The 17,805-nt window shown below is 47.4% G+C and carries 10 protein-coding genes; 2 read left to right on the top strand and 8 right to left on the bottom strand.

The features are described 5' to 3' along the window. Positions 1-15: 15 nt before the first annotated feature. A complete protein-coding gene (locus JMJ16_RS01170; protein ID WP_201377771.1) occupies positions 16-2,472 on the bottom strand; it encodes an ATP-binding protein in 2,457 nt (818 codons plus the stop codon). After that, positions 2,469-3,251 (bottom strand): hypothetical protein, encoded by a 783-nt coding sequence (locus JMJ16_RS01175; protein WP_201377772.1) that lies wholly within the window; start codon positions 3,249-3,251, stop codon positions 2,469-2,471. The genes JMJ16_RS01170 and JMJ16_RS01175 overlap by 4 nt, the downstream gene beginning before the upstream one ends. 247 nt (positions 3,252-3,498) lie before the next feature. On the opposite strand from JMJ16_RS01175, the gene JMJ16_RS01180 reads away from it, so the two are divergent. Beyond that, on the top strand, positions 3,499-4,500 hold the full coding sequence (locus JMJ16_RS01180) for a tRNA-guanine transglycosylase (protein WP_201377773.1): 1,002 nt from the start codon (positions 3,499-3,501) through the stop codon (positions 4,498-4,500). Between the two features lie 34 nt (positions 4,501-4,534). On the opposite strand, the gene JMJ16_RS01185 is transcribed toward JMJ16_RS01180, so the two are convergent. The 6 genes from JMJ16_RS01185 to JMJ16_RS01210 form a co-directional block, all read right to left on the bottom strand. Beyond that, on the bottom strand, positions 4,535-5,341 hold the full coding sequence (locus JMJ16_RS01185) for a hypothetical protein (RefSeq protein WP_201377775.1): 807 nt from the start codon (positions 5,339-5,341) through the stop codon (positions 4,535-4,537). A 219-nt stretch (positions 5,342-5,560) separates the two neighbouring features. Beyond that, on the bottom strand, positions 5,561-8,545 hold the full coding sequence (locus JMJ16_RS01190; protein WP_201377777.1) for a hypothetical protein: 2,985 nt from the start codon (positions 8,543-8,545) through the stop codon (positions 5,561-5,563). Between the two features lie 170 nt (positions 8,546-8,715). Next, positions 8,716-9,687: a hypothetical protein gene (locus JMJ16_RS01195; RefSeq protein WP_201377779.1), complete on the bottom strand. Its 972-nt coding sequence runs from the start codon at positions 9,685-9,687 to the stop codon at positions 8,716-8,718. A 122-nt stretch (positions 9,688-9,809) separates the two neighbouring features. Further along, a complete protein-coding gene (locus JMJ16_RS01200) occupies positions 9,810-12,956 on the bottom strand; it encodes a DEAD/DEAH box helicase (RefSeq protein WP_201377781.1) in 3,147 nt (1,048 codons plus the stop codon). A gap of 46 nt (positions 12,957-13,002) precedes the next feature. Beyond that, complete coding sequence (locus JMJ16_RS01205; protein ID WP_201377783.1) at positions 13,003-14,373, bottom strand: hypothetical protein; 1,371 nt, start codon at positions 14,371-14,373, stop codon at positions 13,003-13,005. After that, complete coding sequence (locus tag JMJ16_RS01210; RefSeq protein WP_201377785.1) at positions 14,374-14,772, bottom strand: hypothetical protein; 399 nt, start codon at positions 14,770-14,772, stop codon at positions 14,374-14,376. Between the two features lie 1,034 nt (positions 14,773-15,806). Here JMJ16_RS01210 and JMJ16_RS01215 point away from each other — a divergent pair. After that, complete coding sequence (locus tag JMJ16_RS01215) at positions 15,807-17,795, top strand: helicase C-terminal domain-containing protein (protein WP_201377787.1); 1,989 nt, start codon at positions 15,807-15,809, stop codon at positions 17,793-17,795. Positions 17,796-17,805 lie beyond the last annotated feature (10 nt).

Consider the following 17,805-nt stretch of genomic DNA (forward strand, 5'->3'; position numbering starts at 1 on the left):
AGCCTATGCGCGTATTTAGTTCGAAAGCATACAGAGCCGAAGACCAGAAGAGAGCTGTTTGGACTCTTGCATCAACTCAGCTAACACTTCCATGGGAACATCAGATAAAGCCAACCCCCTCTGGCCAGCTTGATAAACTTTTTCAACCCAAACATGCAAATGCGGCGGCAAATCATTCGAAGCCTTCTGATCCAGACGAGCTTGTATTGGTAGCAATTGTTGCTGCCATGCCGCGACTTCTTGCGAGAGGAATCTACTTCCCCAGCGATATTCGGCACTTATAGCGGTAGCATCAACACGAAAAATATGTTGAAAGATATCTTTGGCTGAGTCACCCTCACACCGTCTCGCTAGGCGGGGAGCATCGTACAAATTCTCGCGTAATTTGAAAAAATCGTCGAATAACTGCCCCCATTCCTTGCAGACGTCCTCGCGTATATTACTTCTCATGGAGTACTGAGCATAGCGCGCAATATTCTCCAGAATGGGTTTCGGCAAAGGGGCAACCTCTTCCATAAGTTCTGGATGTAGGCTCCCTCTCCACACATACAGGGAAAGAACAAATCGCTCCAATGGCATCCCTATCTGCGTTTCCAATAAAGCAACCATTCGCTCCTGATACTGATGGGCCTCGAGAATAAACGCAATAACAGAAGGGGTGTTCAAAAGGCGTTTTTCGAGCTGCTTTGTCTCCCCCCCTCTTGAATGAGCGTAGCGATAGAGGTCAAAGGCGACATGGCCGACTTTTCTGGTAATGGTGATACCAACGCCTTCATCTATACCCTCCAAGTAAATGGGTGGATTTACGCTCAAATACGGTTTCTGCCAGGAGAGGATACCATATGGGCGAGCAATATCGGGATAATGAATAGCGGTCGAGAAAGTAGCAGAGCGCAATAAGCGTGCTGCGCCTTGGCGCAAAGTACGAAGCAGCTGCCTGTTAACTGGTTTACCTGATAGCCAATCCCTGATCGTGACTTTTTCCTCATCGTTGCTTTCTACAATTTCTGCTTTTTGCGTCTTATATGATTGGACAAGTGGTTCTATAGGGATAGCAATAGGACCTCTTTCTTGCTTGCCGACGAGTTGTAGTACCTCTTGCGAGATCACCACTTCACGTGTCTCATGGTCAGCAATAATGGGCCCATACAACTCACATATACGAGCGGCTTCCTTATCTATGCAGAGAGCGGTGTACTCGGCACGAGCATACTTCTCCACAGAAAGCAGCAAGGGCTCGCCCTTTTGAAGATCATCAAGGATCATACGCAGGTGACGCAAGAAGTAGCGAGGCTTTCCTTTCCCAGCCGGCAACGCTCGGTACACCCGCACAAGTAACTCCCTATTAAAGGGATAGAGTGGTGTAACTTGGCAAGAACCACAACGAGTGTGATACTCAGCGAGGTATTGAAACGCTAATTGATCGCAGTTCTCTTCAGAAAGAATGTACGATTCCAGTCCAGCCTCATCTGAAAGCCACAATTTCTCCACTCTATCATCGATCGTATCCAGATGAGTAATACGTTCCAACAACAAACGTCCCCGTTGGCTCGTTTCAAAAGCCGCTGGGGTAAGCCCTATCACAACGTCCCAATTTCCTTCCTCTAGCGTAATAAAGTAGTCCAGAAAATCACTTGCAAAGACATTGAGGGATTGCACGAGATCGTCGACAAGAAGGATAGGGCGTGTTCCGTAGTGCTGTTGTACTTCTTGCGATATAAGCCGCAAGGTTCTTGAGAGCGCTAACCCTTGAAGGAGATGGGCATTGAATGCTGTAGTTAATTGATAACGGAATTGCTCATACTCAAATGGGAGAGGGATAGCAGTTTCCCGTGAGATAGCCTCCCATGCTTCTAAACTCAGCAGCTCAAGTGCCCGATTTGTTTGAGTACTATTACCAAGTGACAAAACACGTTCAACGTGAGGTTGAATGATATTGAGCAAACGATAAAATAATGCGTTGATGAGATCATCCGATTCCAAGAGATTCTCGAGAGCAAACAACAAGATCAACTTCGTTAATGCACGTGGTTTTTGACGCGCCATATTCCACTGTTGCTCTATAGTTGCAGAGAGAAAATCATTTGAAAGGAGGCGTTGAAAACGCTCGACAATACTGAGAGCGTGCAATTCATTGCGAGAGATACGTACCATTGTAGCTGCCCTCTCAGCGTCTTCTTGCCTAATACGTGTCTCCAACCACCGCATCACTTCAGACTTGCCGGAGCCTGGCGCCCCGTAAAGTATCCAAATGTGATTGCCCGGCATATGACCCGCTGGCTCAAGAATTGCCTTGAGTAGCTCTTCTTCTGATAGAGTGTAGATAATGTCATTTTTCTTGTACCGCCGGAGATGCATGGGATAGTGTGTGCGTAAGAACACTTCTTCACCCAGAAGATACCGCTGATCTGCGGTCGTGGCAAAAAGTGACAATCCGTTTTGTTCACTCCCCTGCTCAACAGAGAAAGTCATGCCAAGCCTCCTGCCCATCTTATATACTGTACCTGCTCATCGCCGAAGTAAGCCCTACATGGTGTGTCCTTCCGAGCAATAAATGACACAATTCCTCGCTGGGCCAGTGCTTGCAAGGGGATTGTTACAGCAAGGGAGGCATCTAATGTCTGAGTAGCAAATGGCACAAAGCTCGCTACATGCTCTTCGAAGAAAGACTGTAGCGTGGTTTCAACGATTGAGCAACATGCAAGTATGTCTTGTAATAAAGCTGGAGCATAGGTGCATTGAAAACCGCCACCAACTCTCACCCCCACGCCAAAAAATGCCATAACACGCTTCCAAGACTGAATCTTTTCTTTGCTAATCCCACCCACTTCTTTTACACAGTGAAGTTTGTTCACTTCGAGATGCATGTTTTCTATGAAGAGGCAATTGCGCTTGACAAATATTTCATCGAGGATACGCATGTACAGAGGATCGAGGCTGTGCTTGGTTTCGATGATGCCCTGCGAAATGAGGGTTAGTTGCCGCAAAATCAACAACCTAGGTGGTAATGGAACATGAGGTATGGCTTCGTAGAATGAATTGCTCTTCTGAGCGAGTGAGATTGTACACAGAAAAGCTAGTGCATCGTCAACGCTTTGCGTCGAAACTGATGAAGCCGGAGCAAAAATGAAATTACGATAAATGTCTTGCTGTTCAACGGCTTTACGAGCCTCAAGTAGGTAGTTAAAAATGGCAATGATTTCTGGTCCATAGACAGTGCGAAAAAGCATAGCACCATTCCACCCATTCATAAATTTCCTTCCTCTGCTAAGGAGAAGTTCATCAAAGTAGCGCACTCTGGGGCAACGCGGTGAGATGAATAGATTCAATAGCTTCCAACGGCTTGTATAGCCATTTCGTCCACTTTTCTGAGCAGAGAAAGACTTCTCTCCTATTTGTGACATATATTTACATAAAGGGCAAGTTTACCCCCTGCATATTAGTACTTATGAATCACAAATGCGCGTCTAGAGCCGATTGAAAGGGTAGTAGTGTAACATGGAGTTTTTTGTCAGCTGGTACCACGGAGATGCATGTTACCCAGTATACGATAATCATTGTTCCCTACTTGTAAGCATAACGTCAGTACCGTTTGACTGGACTGTCCAGTCCCTTCTGCAGCCACCTCGAAGGTTACTTATCGACAGCGGAGCATTTCATCTCGTCACGGCATCTTCCATCTCACCCAGATTACTCGCCGACAACGGTATGTACGATGAGAAAGGGGCAACACTCAAAGCAGGAGCACAATCAATTGAAGAGAAGATATCACAATTATCTCCCAAGAAAGTACTGGAGAGGCAGCTATCAATATTGGGAGAGGAACAAATCCCCACTATTGTTTGCGCGCTTGACTACCCTATTTTAGACCCGCACCTGAGTTTACAAGAGAAATCAAAGTGCATTACACAAACAATTGCCTTCGCATGGGAATTCAAGCATCTTCTTGAGGAGAGAAGGATGTCAAGCCATGTCACGCCCATGGCGATTATCCAAGGGTATGATATCGATACCTTAAAGTGGTGTGCACATGAGCTGGCCGCAATCGATTTCCCTCTGTATGGGTTGGGGTCCCTGGCTCCACTCAAAAGGCATGAGCCTATTATGGAACGAGTCAGAGCAGTTGCCTCTATCATTGAGCCAGAAAGACTACATATCTTTGGGGTAAGTGCGATACAAACCATTCTAGCACTCAAGGAAATGGGAATCCATTCGTTCGATTCCGCGCGTCCCGCAAAGGCCGCTGCATACAATGAAATTTTCTATAGCCACCCTTTTCGGCGTTTTGGAATTTTAGAGCCTTCCTCAGAAGGCAGTAAGCTCAAAGGGCGCATTCCACGTGTAAATCGACTAACTGAACCGCTCAAATGCCAATGTCCCATTTGCGTAGAACATCCAGAGAGCATTTTAGTTGTTGGGAAACGCGCAAATATTAAGGCTCGGGGCGTCCACAATTATTATCACCTCAAGCGTGTACTTTGTGACGCCCCAATCTGTTAGCACCTCTTTGGTACCTGATAAACAGCAATAGCAGCTAACGTGCTCGCCGAACGTCCACCCCTAGCAACCCAAGAACACGGCGAGCCGCACTAGCATCGAAATCGCGAACCGAGACACCACTGATAAGCTGAACGAGCCATTTCGGAGCAACAGGCGTATCATCGATCAGGACATACCAATCTCTGTAATTCGTTGCTTCTGAATTACCTTTCTCCAAGGCAGTACGGGCCTTCTCGAAAATTTCATCTTTGGTGAGACGAATAGGCACGCCCTTCAAGATCACTTCCTCGCGGGGATTCTCCTTCGCAAGTATCTGGTAATCCGGTGGATACTCCGTAGGCTTCCAAGTTTCCCCCTGCAGCCAGGCTCGAAGTTGATTTGACTTCGTGGCCATCGGCCCATCCGTGATCGTTACAGATACAGTAGGAGAAAGCAAGGACTCCCACCCTTCAAGGGCGGGGAGATAGAGCTGGCTAAGAGCTAAACATATTTCATTGTAATCGGCCGCTAAAAGACAACGTAGTTTCTCTTGAATTTGCGGCTGTAGCTCTCGCGCTCGCTCAGTAGTCATTACTCTGTCATAGAGGGGAATGGGTTGCCCAGCTGGAATAAGACCGAACTCTGCAGAAAGCACATACACATCTAATGAGTCTGCTGACGAAGATGAATGGCGATGATGCTTCCTTAACACTTTCCACATTGGACCGTCATAACGTTCCAGGGCAGGGACTTGGCCTTCCGTCGTCTTTTTTCGATCGGAGCAAGCAAGAATAAGCAGCCGTTTATTCCTCATCTGAGGAGGATCAGCCTCAAATAAAGATAATGTATTTTGTTGGAGCATTGTAAGCGCACTCTCTCTCAAACACAAAGGTAATAGTAGGTTTTAAACCTCATTCTCATTGAATAATAACATATGGTGGAGAGGCTCATGCGGGCTCCTAGCTACTATTGGTGAGTTACTACGAGAGATGATGCGCATAGAACCAAGAAACGCTGCGCGAAGCACCAAAGGAGCCACACCCCTGTTTGTATTCAACACACTTCACAAACAAATGCCGCTCTATATGTCCAGGACAAGAGAGGTAAATAGCTCATCGCTAGAGAATCCAACGCCTGCCTGCAACCATGTATCGGGTATGGTAAGAGTCTTTGGGTTCAGAGGGATTCGCCACTGCTTTATTCCGGAGATAAGGGTGCCATCTGCCAACACATAACGTGGAATGATATACCCCTGAGAAGCCACACCTTTCAGCAAAGGAAGCGCAAAAGAAGTTACATAGCGTTCCCCACGGCAGGATAGTGGAAACGATGCCAATACCGTCCGGTCTGTATCTACAATATCGACAATGACCGATGAGCCAAGGGGGCCATCCATATCTACCACAACTTGCCCATCTTCTACATGGCAAGTGTAGACCACAGGGACCCATCTTATCGTGAAAGAGGCGGTTTGCCCTTCGCTAGACACCTCAAATCGTGTTGATTCGCTCTTACATTCCTGTTGAACGGCATTTAGCTCTGTTAATAGAAAGTTTCCATTACTATCTGCCCTCCTTTGTTGAAGGCATTTGCCTTCCTGAAAGAGAGAGACCAGAGCGCCTGGTCGTGTAAAGACGTATACGACTGTTTGCTGCAATGAGTAATAGTCGCCTGTTTCTACACATTTGTAGTCAGTCACCCTCCTGCCGACCTGCTGCCTTTGATAGAGCCGCACACCAAATACAACGGGGCGTACTGCAATCTCGACGAAGGCGCCTATTGAAGGGAATACAATAGATGTGGTAACCTCCTCGGATGAGAAACCGAACAAACCGGGGTACTGCGCATCCAACTGAGCAATCGTCCTCTTCATGGACGGATAGATGAAGAGCGTCGTTGTTGTATGCAAACGATTCTGCGCCGTGTTCCAGAGCAAAAGAGACGGCGAAGTGCTCACTGTTAATGGCAGAGGTTTCTGTTCCCAAACCAGCTGGTTTATGTCTGTCGAAACCTTCAGAGGAGGCAAGAGAGTGAGGGTAGCGGTGTCGAGCAGTCTTTCATCCCGATAGAAGAAGAATTCATAGTGTCCATAGCGCTCTTCCCCCAATAGCTCTCCAACAACCCGATCAAGGTCCTCAAAAAGCTGCAAACGCGCAGTATAGGAGTGAGGTTCGGTCTCACTTCTGTTGAGATGAGAACAAAAATCTGTTTGAAAGATACATTGCTCCCTGGAGAATACCTGACACTCTATAGAAGCTTCACCAACGTCGATGTCTGTAAAAATACGCAGAGAGGCTTCTGAGAACCGCTGTATTTGCTTTTGAGAGAAACGGAACGGCTCTCTATGTGTATTGGGAATCATTTGCGCAAAGAAATAGCTCCGCCTCAGGAACGCCCACACACAACTCCCTAATTGTAGCCGGAAAGGGCCCTCGTCCCATATGATGCGATAGATAGCAAAGTCTCCCCAGCTGTGCTCTAAGAGCTCAACTTCTAGGCACCGTTCATCGTAGGAAAGCCGGTCCCCTACCGGAGCAAACAAATAATACGCCCGCTCCTCTCCCTCGTCCCTCACTCCCATTGGAATATGCTCAAATGTACGAGCAGAGAAAAGGTATGCTGGTTGGAGCTGAACAAGCTTTTGACTAAGTGGCTGCCCATCCAGGGAAAGTGTGAGAGAAAGTGATTGACAACCTGGTTGTAGGGGAAAGACGATACTACGGCTTTTCTTTAAATACCCTTCTGAAGAGAGGAATCCCTCCCATGTATGGTTTTGTGATGTTGTAATCGCAAGAGGAGCCCTTGGCTTCGTGGGAAAAAACACCTTAAGCGCATCGCATCGAAGTAAAAGCGTAGGCCCCTCTTCCGTCTCACCCATGGCGAGAGCAATCTCCCAACTCACGCCCTCTGACGCCTGACATAGCTTCCCGTCTATCCACAATGGCTCTCCCTTAGGGACTCCTCCAACCCAGATGTAACACACCTTGCCTGTTTCAAGGATACACTCCCGGCTCTCTGAAGTCCTACTACCACTTTTGGCCGTGAAACGTACGGACCTCTTATATCCTACAAATCCCTTACGCAGCGGTACAATCTGCCCACTAGGCCACTGTGCGATGGCCGCTAAAGACACCCACGGCTGGGGAACAACTCGATACATCGTTTGATCAAGAGAGTAGAGGCCGTAGGAAAGCGTTTGGGCTTGCCAATGCTTACATGCTACATATGCTGCCACAGTACCGCTACGCGGAGCTCTTACATGAGCATGTAAAGACCCCTGAGCTATAATTTTAAGGAACAGTGCAGGAGTTACGTAGTTTTCTAAGCGCGCAAAAATTTTCCCTAACTGTGCTGCATTACGGACAAAGTGGATTTTAGCAAAGTCGTATTCTTCACCTAGGCTCTCTCTAATTTGCTGGCTGTAGGAGTCCCGATTGGTCGAGAAAAAAGACAGTCCATTTTCTGTCGTGTACTCCACAATACGACTTAGTAGCTGACAATCTCGACTGAATCCGGGAAGGGCTTTCGGGTGAAGATTCAATACCCTCTTAGTACTTCTCTCGTATTGGAGTAACATCTCGCTGGTTATTTCTTCATGCCCCACTTGATAATAGTACCAGTAGAAAAACTCAATACAATCCTCCAAATTAACTTCGGAAGCTTGTACCTCAGAAATAAGAGATTTGACAATGAGCCGGTTCTGACTACCTCGTAATTGTGGAATGTTATACTCTTCATAGCTCTGCCAAAGCAAGTCAGCCGCTAGGCTATAGTCAATTCCGTCGGGGATTCCTATTTCAGAAGAAAAATTCTTCCAAAAGACATTATCGTCAGTAGGCTTATTTCTTCGTACGTATTCACAAGCGAATGCAAGCAATGCAGCGCGAGCTTCCTTTTGTTGGGTGATGCCAATACGGTTATAATACTTGAGAGTATCGCGTGCGCAAGAGAGCAACTGCTGGTATTCCTCATCATCATACTCTATACGGGCAAAGCGCCTTAAATACTCATATCTACTGCAAATTTCCTTGTAGAGAGAGGATAATGGGTTCTGCAGAGCCGACATTTACACTCCCCCTTGCTGGTTCACATATTGATAAAACGCAAATGCCAGCTGCGGGCACAAGTCCCTATTGTAACGGAAACATGTATATGGCAGTACGAGTTGCTCTGGTTCATCCTGGGCAGCTTCTAGAATTTCGCCCACCATTTGCCAAATTTGCTGCCAATTTTTCCTCAGCAGGTAAAAGCTCCCCGAGCCCCTACAGTAGAGTCAATCAGGGCGCAATCATAATCAGAAGTGTCATTAGGATAGACGATTTCGCGTATCTGATTCTTATTAATACCGGTATACTTCGGCATAGCGGCAATGATCGCATGCTCCAGCGTATGCAAAATCAGATATTTCAGATGAAGCTGGGGCTCAAAATGGGGGCACTCGGGGCAAAACTGCTGCTCTCCCGGACACACTTTCCCTGGCACAAGGTTCTGTACGACGCGACACCACTTTCTCCTCGGATCAGGCTTACGGCCTCTTTCCCAGGATAACAATTCAGGCTTCGGCCCAGTAGACTCCCGCTCCTCCTCATTTGCTTCATCGTACGTTGTGGTCTTTTGCTGACGACAGGTGCACTGTGAATTCGCCTCGTGGCACTCGTGGGCTTGCGGGTGCGTCATAAGGAAGCGTTGCAGCATCTCCTCAAAACCAAAGAAGACGGCATGTGTATCAGAGGTATTTGCTAGGTATCTATTGGTATTGGGGAAAATAGGCTCAATATCAATTAAGCTATCCCGCTCTGAATAAGAATAGAAACGGCGGTAAAACTCTCGCGCCAGTTCTACAATACTCACGTGTTTGAATTCCAGGTAACCTGCAAATGTCATCAAGCGAGGCATCACCTCACCCTTTACGAGGATATACTCTTGTACTGCAGAACGAAATGTGGGGATATTTTTTACGTGAATCTTCTTGTATTTTCCCGCGGCCTTACAATCCTTGCACACAAAACGGGCGGGTTCAAAGCCGTCCTTTTCATACGTTTTACCGAAATAGGACTCTGGCCTCTGCAAGAATGTTCTCGCCATTTGTTGAGGGGTTTTCATCCCTAAGGGAACGTGATCTATCTGCTTTACAATCGCCGGATCAAGCTCATGATACGCATGGTAATTCACCTCCGTACCGCAGCGGCGACATTGCCAGGTCAGCATAGGCAATGCCCTAAATCGAAAATACTCGTTATGGCGATCACCTTTCCCCACACGCTTATAGCCCTCTGCTACAAAAGAACTGTTATCTTTCGAACTCCTAGCCTGCTCTATACACGCTGGATTCACACACACCTTTGGGACAGGAGGTTGGAAGAGCTTGCCACAACCGCCGCACATATACACTTCCGTAAGCTGACGCAGTTCAGAGCGACAGTATGTACAGCGCTCGTCCCCGCTCGTTTGTCGCTATACGTTGCCCCGCACTGCGGACAGTAAAAGCGGTAGGGATTATATTTTACGGCTAAATCTTTCGGGGTCTCAAATTGGGTTTTGATAACAACATTGATCGGATTGTCGGGAAACGGACTACGGTTATTGGCATCGCCAAACATGCGGGAAAAGTAACGAGCCGCAGCCTCTTTGGCGGCAGAAGTAAGGAATAGCTCTTTTATACGTCCCTCTGCCGAGTGATCGTTTTCTTTGATTGTATCTATTTTGAATGTGACGCTCCCCTGTGAAGCATACCCTCCAACAGGCCGAGAGGAGATAGCCTGCCGGCGCGAAACGGTATCTCTTAAATCATCGTTACCATTTTCACGAATAAGGTACATGCCGACGCTTGGGCCCGAACTACGCAGGTCAGGAACTAACTCGCGGTCTTTTGCAGTCATTCCAGAAAGGCAATCGCCGTCCTGCATATCGCCATTCGCGCTAGAAATTTGACTGTAGAGTTGCTGCCACTTTCCTTGCCACCAGGCGCGTATATCGTCAAAAGATATTTCAGTTTCGCAAATATCCGGTATGATGCGCGCTTCCTGTTTGATCCATTCCTGAAGCGTAGATACGCGCTGGCGGGTAAATATTTCTTGAAAGAGGATCTCTCCAATCTCTTCACAATCTTCCTGGTACGTGTATGTACGGCCATTTGCGGACAAACGCAGGTTACGTAAATCGATAACCTGTATTTCCTCTTTCTCCGTTGCATGTAAATGGTATGCTAACCGATCAAGAAACCGTGCGTAAATATGGCTCTTGAGCACGGCTTCGTTCGAGACGATAATGGGCGCATCTTCAAAATCATCGACAGTCGGGTGGGCGTACTGCCGAAAGTGCTTGAGGAAGTAAAAATCGAGCGGGTTACGCGTATCGACCACCGTGAGAGCGAGGGAGTCCTTCCGGCGACCGCCGCGGCCAACCCTTTGCGTATACTCATTAGCGGTAAAGGGAGCGCCACTATTTATAACTGTCGTCACATCGCCTATGTCAATACCCAGCTCCAGCGTACTAGTAGCCACCATGACATCGATAGGTAGCGCTGTAGTGCCGTCATCAGAAGTATGCAAAAGCTTTGCCGATGAAAACCGGTTGACAGATTTGATGCGTTCGTCTCGTTCTAATCCTCCGCGATGCCAGCCGATTTCAAGTTTCTCGTCATACAAAGCGCCTAGCTCATATGCGCGCCGATACCAGCGGTCAACTGCGCTGATAATATCAGCCTCGATCTTGGAGAAAGGCTTGTAGTCACCAGATTGAGCAGCTATACGACGTGTCAACAGACGGGGAAAGAGCTTTGCATGGTACGTAGAATAATAGCGATCTTCTTGATCACGAAGATAGCGAACAATATCATCAGTATCCTGCCGAAAGTTTGAGAAGATAATCGTTTTACGGAAATGGGGATCGCGGAGCAAATGACCAATCACGTCAGCAACGTTAAGGACCGAAGTAATGACCTTTTGCTGCTTTTCTTTGGAGAGCATGACCGGAGCAATAGCATAGTGGTAGCGATACCGTGTCGGAGGCGCTAAATAGTCCAGATAGGGACGTTTCTCCTCAGTTTCCTCTTCTTCCCGCCGTCTCGGCCGGAGATACTTTACCCTCTGGACCTCCGTATTGAAAATGAGACTGGCGAGCTCTCTCGCATTACGTATGGTCGCACTCACGCCTACATACATCGGTTTGTGCTCGCATGCTTCCTCAAATCGGCGTAGAAGATGAGCAATATTACAACCAAAAACGCTGTTATACATATGAATCTCATCAAAAACGACCAAATCGATCGCCTTGGAGAAAATATGCTTATGATAACGCGGAGATTGCAGCATGCGATTGATCATATCCGGACTGGTGATGAGGATATCAGGCGGATACCTGAGGATATCTTGGCGCGTGAGGCGGAAATAGTCAATTTCCGCACCGCATACGCAGCGCGCGATGATGAGTTTTCCATTCCCTTCTTGCATTTCCTTTTCGGGGAAATTCGTCAACACAGCTGAACAATGGGGGCAGAGCTGCAGCAGGCTTTTCTCGGTGAGCAGATTATATCCCGAATTCGGCGTATCGCCGGTGAGGACTCCAACACTTATTTTGCGGTCCTCAATGGTGCCCTCATTCAAAAGGAACAAAATTTCTGCTATTCTCCTTGCCTGATCGTTGGCGAGAGCCCGCGTAGGGTAGATGATCATAGAGCGAACACGATTCGAGGGGATACGACCGGCACGCAACTCCTTTTCACGTTGATTATGTAGATGCGAAATGAGCGGTACGAGGAATGCTTCTGTCTTACCGCCACCAGTTGGAATGGACAAGAGCAGCGGCTGTCTTGCACTATCGTCTGCTTTCGTAAGCTCGCGAATAATATGAACCAGTGCGTCTTCTTGGAATAACCGCAGTCGAAAATCCGCGCCAACTTCCCAAAGCCGAACAATAGCATCGCGTAGAGAGGGAGAAATGAACTTGTTCCGCGAGCTCTCTAGCAACCCATCGACTGCAACAAGCTCACTGATAGGGCGCCCATTTGTGAAAGGATATAGCGCCTCCGGTTCGGATTGTGCAAATAAGCTTTGACTTCCTAGTTTGTCCTCCGAGGAGCTAATATATGCTCGATACTTATGAGTACCATTACCTGTATCAAAGCGATCCTCGGTTGCAGTTAATGTATCAAGCAGAAATGACAAGACGTTTTCAGGGTGAAAGAAAGCAATAAGCAGATTCTCATCTTCTTGAGAAATCAGTTCATTGAGTGTTTGAACAGGAGCAGTCTGATTTCCTTCAAGATAACGTCCTCCCTGCACTTCAATGCGCTTAAAAATAAGTGTTGCAGAATTAAGTCGTTCACCGGTCTGGTCAGTTGCCTTTTGTAGAACTCCAGGGTGCCGGTGCTCTAATTCTTGCAGAATATGTTTGAGCGTTCCAGCTTGGACAGTTTCTACGTTTACTGATTGCTCAGTTTTGATCTCTCCTATGTGAGAAAAATAAACAGAAATCATATATCGCTCCTCTACTGCATCTTAATCTTGCTAAGAACCTATTTTGCTACTCAAATACATTTGCCTTCATCCACTCAAGGATGTACCAGCGCAATACGAGAAGCTTTTGCGCGCGGTCGAGTTCGGGAAGTTTATCCTCTGATAAAGGATGTTGAGATTTTAAAAGAGGTTGGATAAGCAGGCGCTCTATATACTGCCAGTTATACCAATCTGACCAACGATCCTCTCCAGATAAGGGGGGGAGGGAAGGATCGACACCTTCTTCCAAGTTGAAATAGAACTTGAGAGCATCGACTGTTTGCATCCATAAGGCGTCATATGCGGATGCATTGACAAGGGGTGCCCCTCTGGGTTGTTTCTCAACACGGCCACGAGTATCATAACTGATATCAGATTTATTCGATGTATCACCTTCACGCCACAGTTGAGCACTCTGCTGTTGTAATTCCCCTAGTTGCTTTTCGGTCTGTTCAAGTTGGCTATGGAGAAGACGCTTTTGATGAACGAGCGCGTTTTTATCATACTCTAGCTTAGCGACTTTAACTTCCAGGCCTGCACTGTACTCACGTTCTTCGTCGCGCTTTGCATACGCACTCTCAACCTCGTTCTGCAATTTTAAGAGCTTTGCTGATATTCCTTCTTCGGCTTCCTGGGCATATATTTGTGGTAGAGAGTGCAGGTGTTGAACTTCTGCCTGAAGAGATGTGTGTGCTTCTCGGAGAGAAACCACCTGATTATTCAGCTTTTCGCCACGCTGTTTTAATTCATCATTTTGAGCCAGAAGGAGCGCTTTCTCTTGTAGAAGACCGACGCGTTGGTTTTCCAATTCCTCGATCTTGTGGTTAGCAGATTTGTGTCTCGCCTCTATATCTTTGAGTTGCTCCTTCTGGGAAGTTATTTTTGCGTTCGCAACCTCTAGTTCCTGAGCCAGGCGGTAACGCTCAACCCTTACCATTAGATCTGATGCTGGGGTCAGCAACGCGAGCAACAAATCTTTTGCCTTTAGAGCTTGCTGAATAGCTTCCCGTTCATCTAAGCGTAAGGCCCAATAGAGGCAATCAGAATTAATAGAAGTGGTAGCTAATAACTTTGCAACATCGTCTTCAAGAGTTTCTTGATGAATCTTTTGAGTGACTTGCTCACATACTTCTCGATTTGAGATCAGCCAGCACCCAAGCAGAGCAATCTTTCGCTCCATGTCATGAGCGTCTCGAGCCAGTTTAATAGGAACACGCTCCCAAGGTAGGTGTGTGGCACGGAAACCCGGAAAAACCCGTTGCTGCAAATAGCGGTCATGCTTGACTAATTGAATGATTTCATTTCTGTGAATCCCTCGAACTAAACATTCCAAGTCAGGCTCCGAAGAGGATTGAAGCACATTTTCAGCATATTTACTGATAAATTTGGGCTTCGTCATTTATTTTCCCATTTCTAAGGTTATTTCTGAGAGGACATAATCACGAGCCAGTCTCCAAAGGAGGTCAAAAGACGTTGCAGTTCGAAAAAAACCCTTGGACACGAGACGAAGATCACCCAGCAACTGATGAGTGCCGATTAAAACATGTTTAGTGCACACTTCTTTTACTTGTAAACTGTTATTTTGAACTTGCCAGAAATTTGCAGCGTTACCCTGAGCTATCCAGTTTTTAAGCAGCACCCACTCATCCAAAGATATATTCAAATCAGATAGTGTGTAGAAACCAATTTGCTTATTCAATAAGCTCCCAATACAGCCAAGAAGGCGTAGACGTAGTTCCGCATGGGAAGATAAGTCTGCATAGTGAAGAAATAAGACGTCATTAGGTAGCGTATGCAATAAGAATCGCTCCTTCTGAACTAATAGCCATAGTAAAAAGTAACTCTCATTATTGAGGTGCTTTAATGTGTGCTATGGATTGTACTGCAAGGAACACCAACATATCAAGATTTTCGGCATTCAACAGTAAAACATTTATCAATCTATAAAGGAGTTGAACTTTAGGCCAAAGGAACAAAGTGCCCAATGCCCACAACCCTATATTTTCAAGTATCTACACTGAAGAATTAGCGCCTCACTTGATCAATTTGAGCATCAATCCAGCACTGTACTTCAAAACATTAACTGATCAGCTACAATCTATCGCATGCCTGACTCTCAGGAATGAAATATTCGATCTCTTTGCCTCGATCCAAATACACTTGCACTCTTAATTTCCCTGGGTACATGTGCAGATTTTCTAGAAAACCTAAATAATTACAGCCAACATCAAAACAACAAAAGCTACTCTCTTTCCGTCTCTCAAACAATTCACTAAAAGCTGTTAATATCCCCGTTTACTAGAAAGATGGGGTTCAATTTGTCTTTTTTACTAACCTAGAGCATACTTCACGGCAGACAAACGTTCCACCTTTCTACCTGCAGAAAGCAAAAACGATTCAAAGCGATTTTCCGACGACTCACAGGTAGGCAAATGAGACGGAAAGTGATAAACCGAATGCCAACCAAGAGATAAGCAGTTTCATAGAGACTGGAAGACTGCTTTCTTATGTTCCTACCCTTTTAAGCAAATAACGATCTTAATACGCTATTTAAACTGATAAAGGGAATTTATTTCGGTAGGTAATACAAATATGACCTCTGCTCTTGAAATAGATACGGTGTCTTACAACATGGAGAATTATATTAGTACAAAAGCGTGGCTAAACATACACAATAGAAGGGTAAATGCTATAATGTATTACTCGTAATTTATGTCAAGCATGAATCCCTGCTTGTGGAGAATGCGAAACGCTGCAAAGGCTTTTGAGAAAAATAGCGCTAGACCGGCGATGAGGTCGGGTTAAAGTGCAAGATGATAAGGAAGGACCCGGATGAAGTTGGTTGCTGATGAGATATCTAGGGATGGACATGGCTGGGGAGCGTTCTGGCCTGGCGCACGTAATAAGAGAAAAGCGGCGAATGGTACCGGCCCTTGCCAAGAAGAGCTCCTCGAAGATTGGTCTGCTAGCTTGGATCCCCTCCAAAACCAGCGGTACCTACTTGCCCACGCTCCAACCGGCATAGGTAAAACGGTTTCATCCCTTGTACCAGCGCTATGGTGGGTTGCTCAGGCCCCCGATCGCCGCCGCATCTACTATTTGGTCAATCGCGCAGCACAACACGATAATCCTATTCGCGAACTGAAGAACCACCTTGCTCCTCTATTTGAGCAACGAACAGGGCGTCATCTGCGCGTTGCAGACATCGTTGGTCGCCAACAATTCTGCGTGCAGCCGAATTCCCCGGCATTAAGTGGCTCCTGTAAGGATGCCTTCCTCACTGCCACTTGGGAAGATCTGCCCACACGCGTCATGTCCTGGCGAGAGGTAGATGCCCATCTAAAGAGAACGGGCAGTTTTTGCCCCTATCACGCTCTACAGAAGCTCATGGCGAGTGCACACGTCGTGATTTGCGACTACTGGTGGCTCTTCTCCCGCTCAGCTCAGAGGAACGGCATGACCGAGAGAGCAGGCTTTTCCCCCCGAGATAGTATCGTTATAGTAGATGAGGCACACAATTTACCCATCAGAGTGCGCGACGAGCTGTGCATCGATGAATACACCGAGATTATAGAGACTGCTATTGCCGATGCGCCAGAGCTGGTACGGCAGCCTATGCTGGGAGTTACGAGTGCGGTGAAGGACTTGCCGCCTAATGTTGGCATATCGCCCTCGGAATTACTGGGGATCTTCGGGGGGAGGGAGAATGCGGAGGTCGCTCTCGGCGTTCTGGAGTCGGCAGAACAGCGTTTAGAAGAGAAAGAGGATTCCTTACCAGTCCGCATGCTCCGTCTCCTGCTGGAGCCAGACGACCAGGTTGTGATCTACCAGCAGACGCCGTTGGACGAGAGGCAGAAACTCGTCTTTCGCGTGGTAGATGCCACTCAGGTGATGAGTGAGGGCTATAAGCGAGCTTACGCGGTGCTGTGCATGTCGGGTACGTTGGCAGCACCTGCAGACAAGAGCACCGAATTGCCCTACCAGCTTCCCATCTTTGGCCTGCCGCCGGATAAGACATTAGCTCGAGTCTATGCCTCCCCTTTCCCACTTCGTAACCAGGTGTGGGTGTGTGCAGCGGACACATACGGTACTGCCCAACACCGTAATGAGTACTTGGACACCTATGCGAGCCATATACTGTCCGTTGGCCGAGAGACCCCCGGCGTAACCGCTGTTTTCTTCAGCAGCTACTCCTTTTTGGAGCGGGTGCGTGCGAAAATTGTCGACCCGTTCGAGAAGACATTGATCGTGGCAGAGGAGTCGGCAAAGCCTGATGAGCCCCCAATCGCGAGGTGGAGTGCTGGGACCGATGAGGAGAAGCTGCGGGAATTGGTAAAAAGCCACCGGCGTGCGTACCTCTTCGCGATTTATAAAGGGAAGATCGCTGAGGGGGCCGACTTCTCTGATAACCTCATTAAAAGCGTCATCTGCATCTCCCTACCCCTGGAATACCCCGGGCTTTACCACAAGCGTCTCCAAAGCCTCTACGAGAGGGAGTTCGCTCCTTTGGCATTGGAGCCCCATGACAATGTGAAGGAGAAGGCCAAAGAATACGCTTGGCATAGGGGGTCTCTTTCTCTGGTCCTCCAGGCCTGTGGCAGAGGTATACGGAGTGAAAGAGATAGGTGCGCATTTGTCTTGTTGGACAAGCGCTACTGCGACGATCAGCGCATAGGTGGTTACGAATGGCGGCGCTTCCTCTCGCCACCACCGTTTAACCTGATCACCCCCGCTATACCAGTTGGCTCACTGCACCGCTGTACCGTGGCTGCCGTCTCATCGGCAGCGTGGGAGGATGTGCTATTGAGAGTATATAGATAGGCATACAGGG

The sequence above is a fragment of the Ktedonobacter sp. SOSP1-52 genome (assembly GCF_016587395.1).

Coding starts and splice junctions, on each gene's coding strand:
- JMJ16_RS01170 (WP_201377771.1), bottom strand. CDS start 2,472: ATGACTTTCTCTGTTGAGCAGGGGAGTGAACAAAACGGATTGTCACTT.
- JMJ16_RS01175 (WP_201377772.1), bottom strand. CDS start 3,251: ATGAATGGGTGGAATGGTGCTATGCTTTTTCGCACTGTCTATGGACCA.
- JMJ16_RS01180 (WP_201377773.1), top strand. CDS start 3,499: ATGGAGTTTTTTGTCAGCTGGTACCACGGAGATGCATGTTACCCAGTA.
- JMJ16_RS01185 (WP_201377775.1), bottom strand. CDS start 5,341: ATGCTCCAACAAAATACATTATCTTTATTTGAGGCTGATCCTCCTCAG.
- JMJ16_RS01190 (WP_201377777.1), bottom strand. CDS start 8,545: ATGTCGGCTCTGCAGAACCCATTATCCTCTCTCTACAAGGAAATTTGC.
- JMJ16_RS01195 (WP_201377779.1), bottom strand. CDS start 9,687: ATGCTGACCTGGCAATGTCGCCGCTGCGGTACGGAGGTGAATTACCAT.
- JMJ16_RS01200 (WP_201377781.1), bottom strand. CDS start 12,956: ATGATTTCTGTTTATTTTTCTCACATAGGAGAGATCAAAACTGAGCAA.
- JMJ16_RS01205 (WP_201377783.1), bottom strand. CDS start 14,373: ATGACGAAGCCCAAATTTATCAGTAAATATGCTGAAAATGTGCTTCAA.
- JMJ16_RS01215 (WP_201377787.1), top strand. CDS start 15,807: ATGAAGTTGGTTGCTGATGAGATATCTAGGGATGGACATGGCTGGGGA.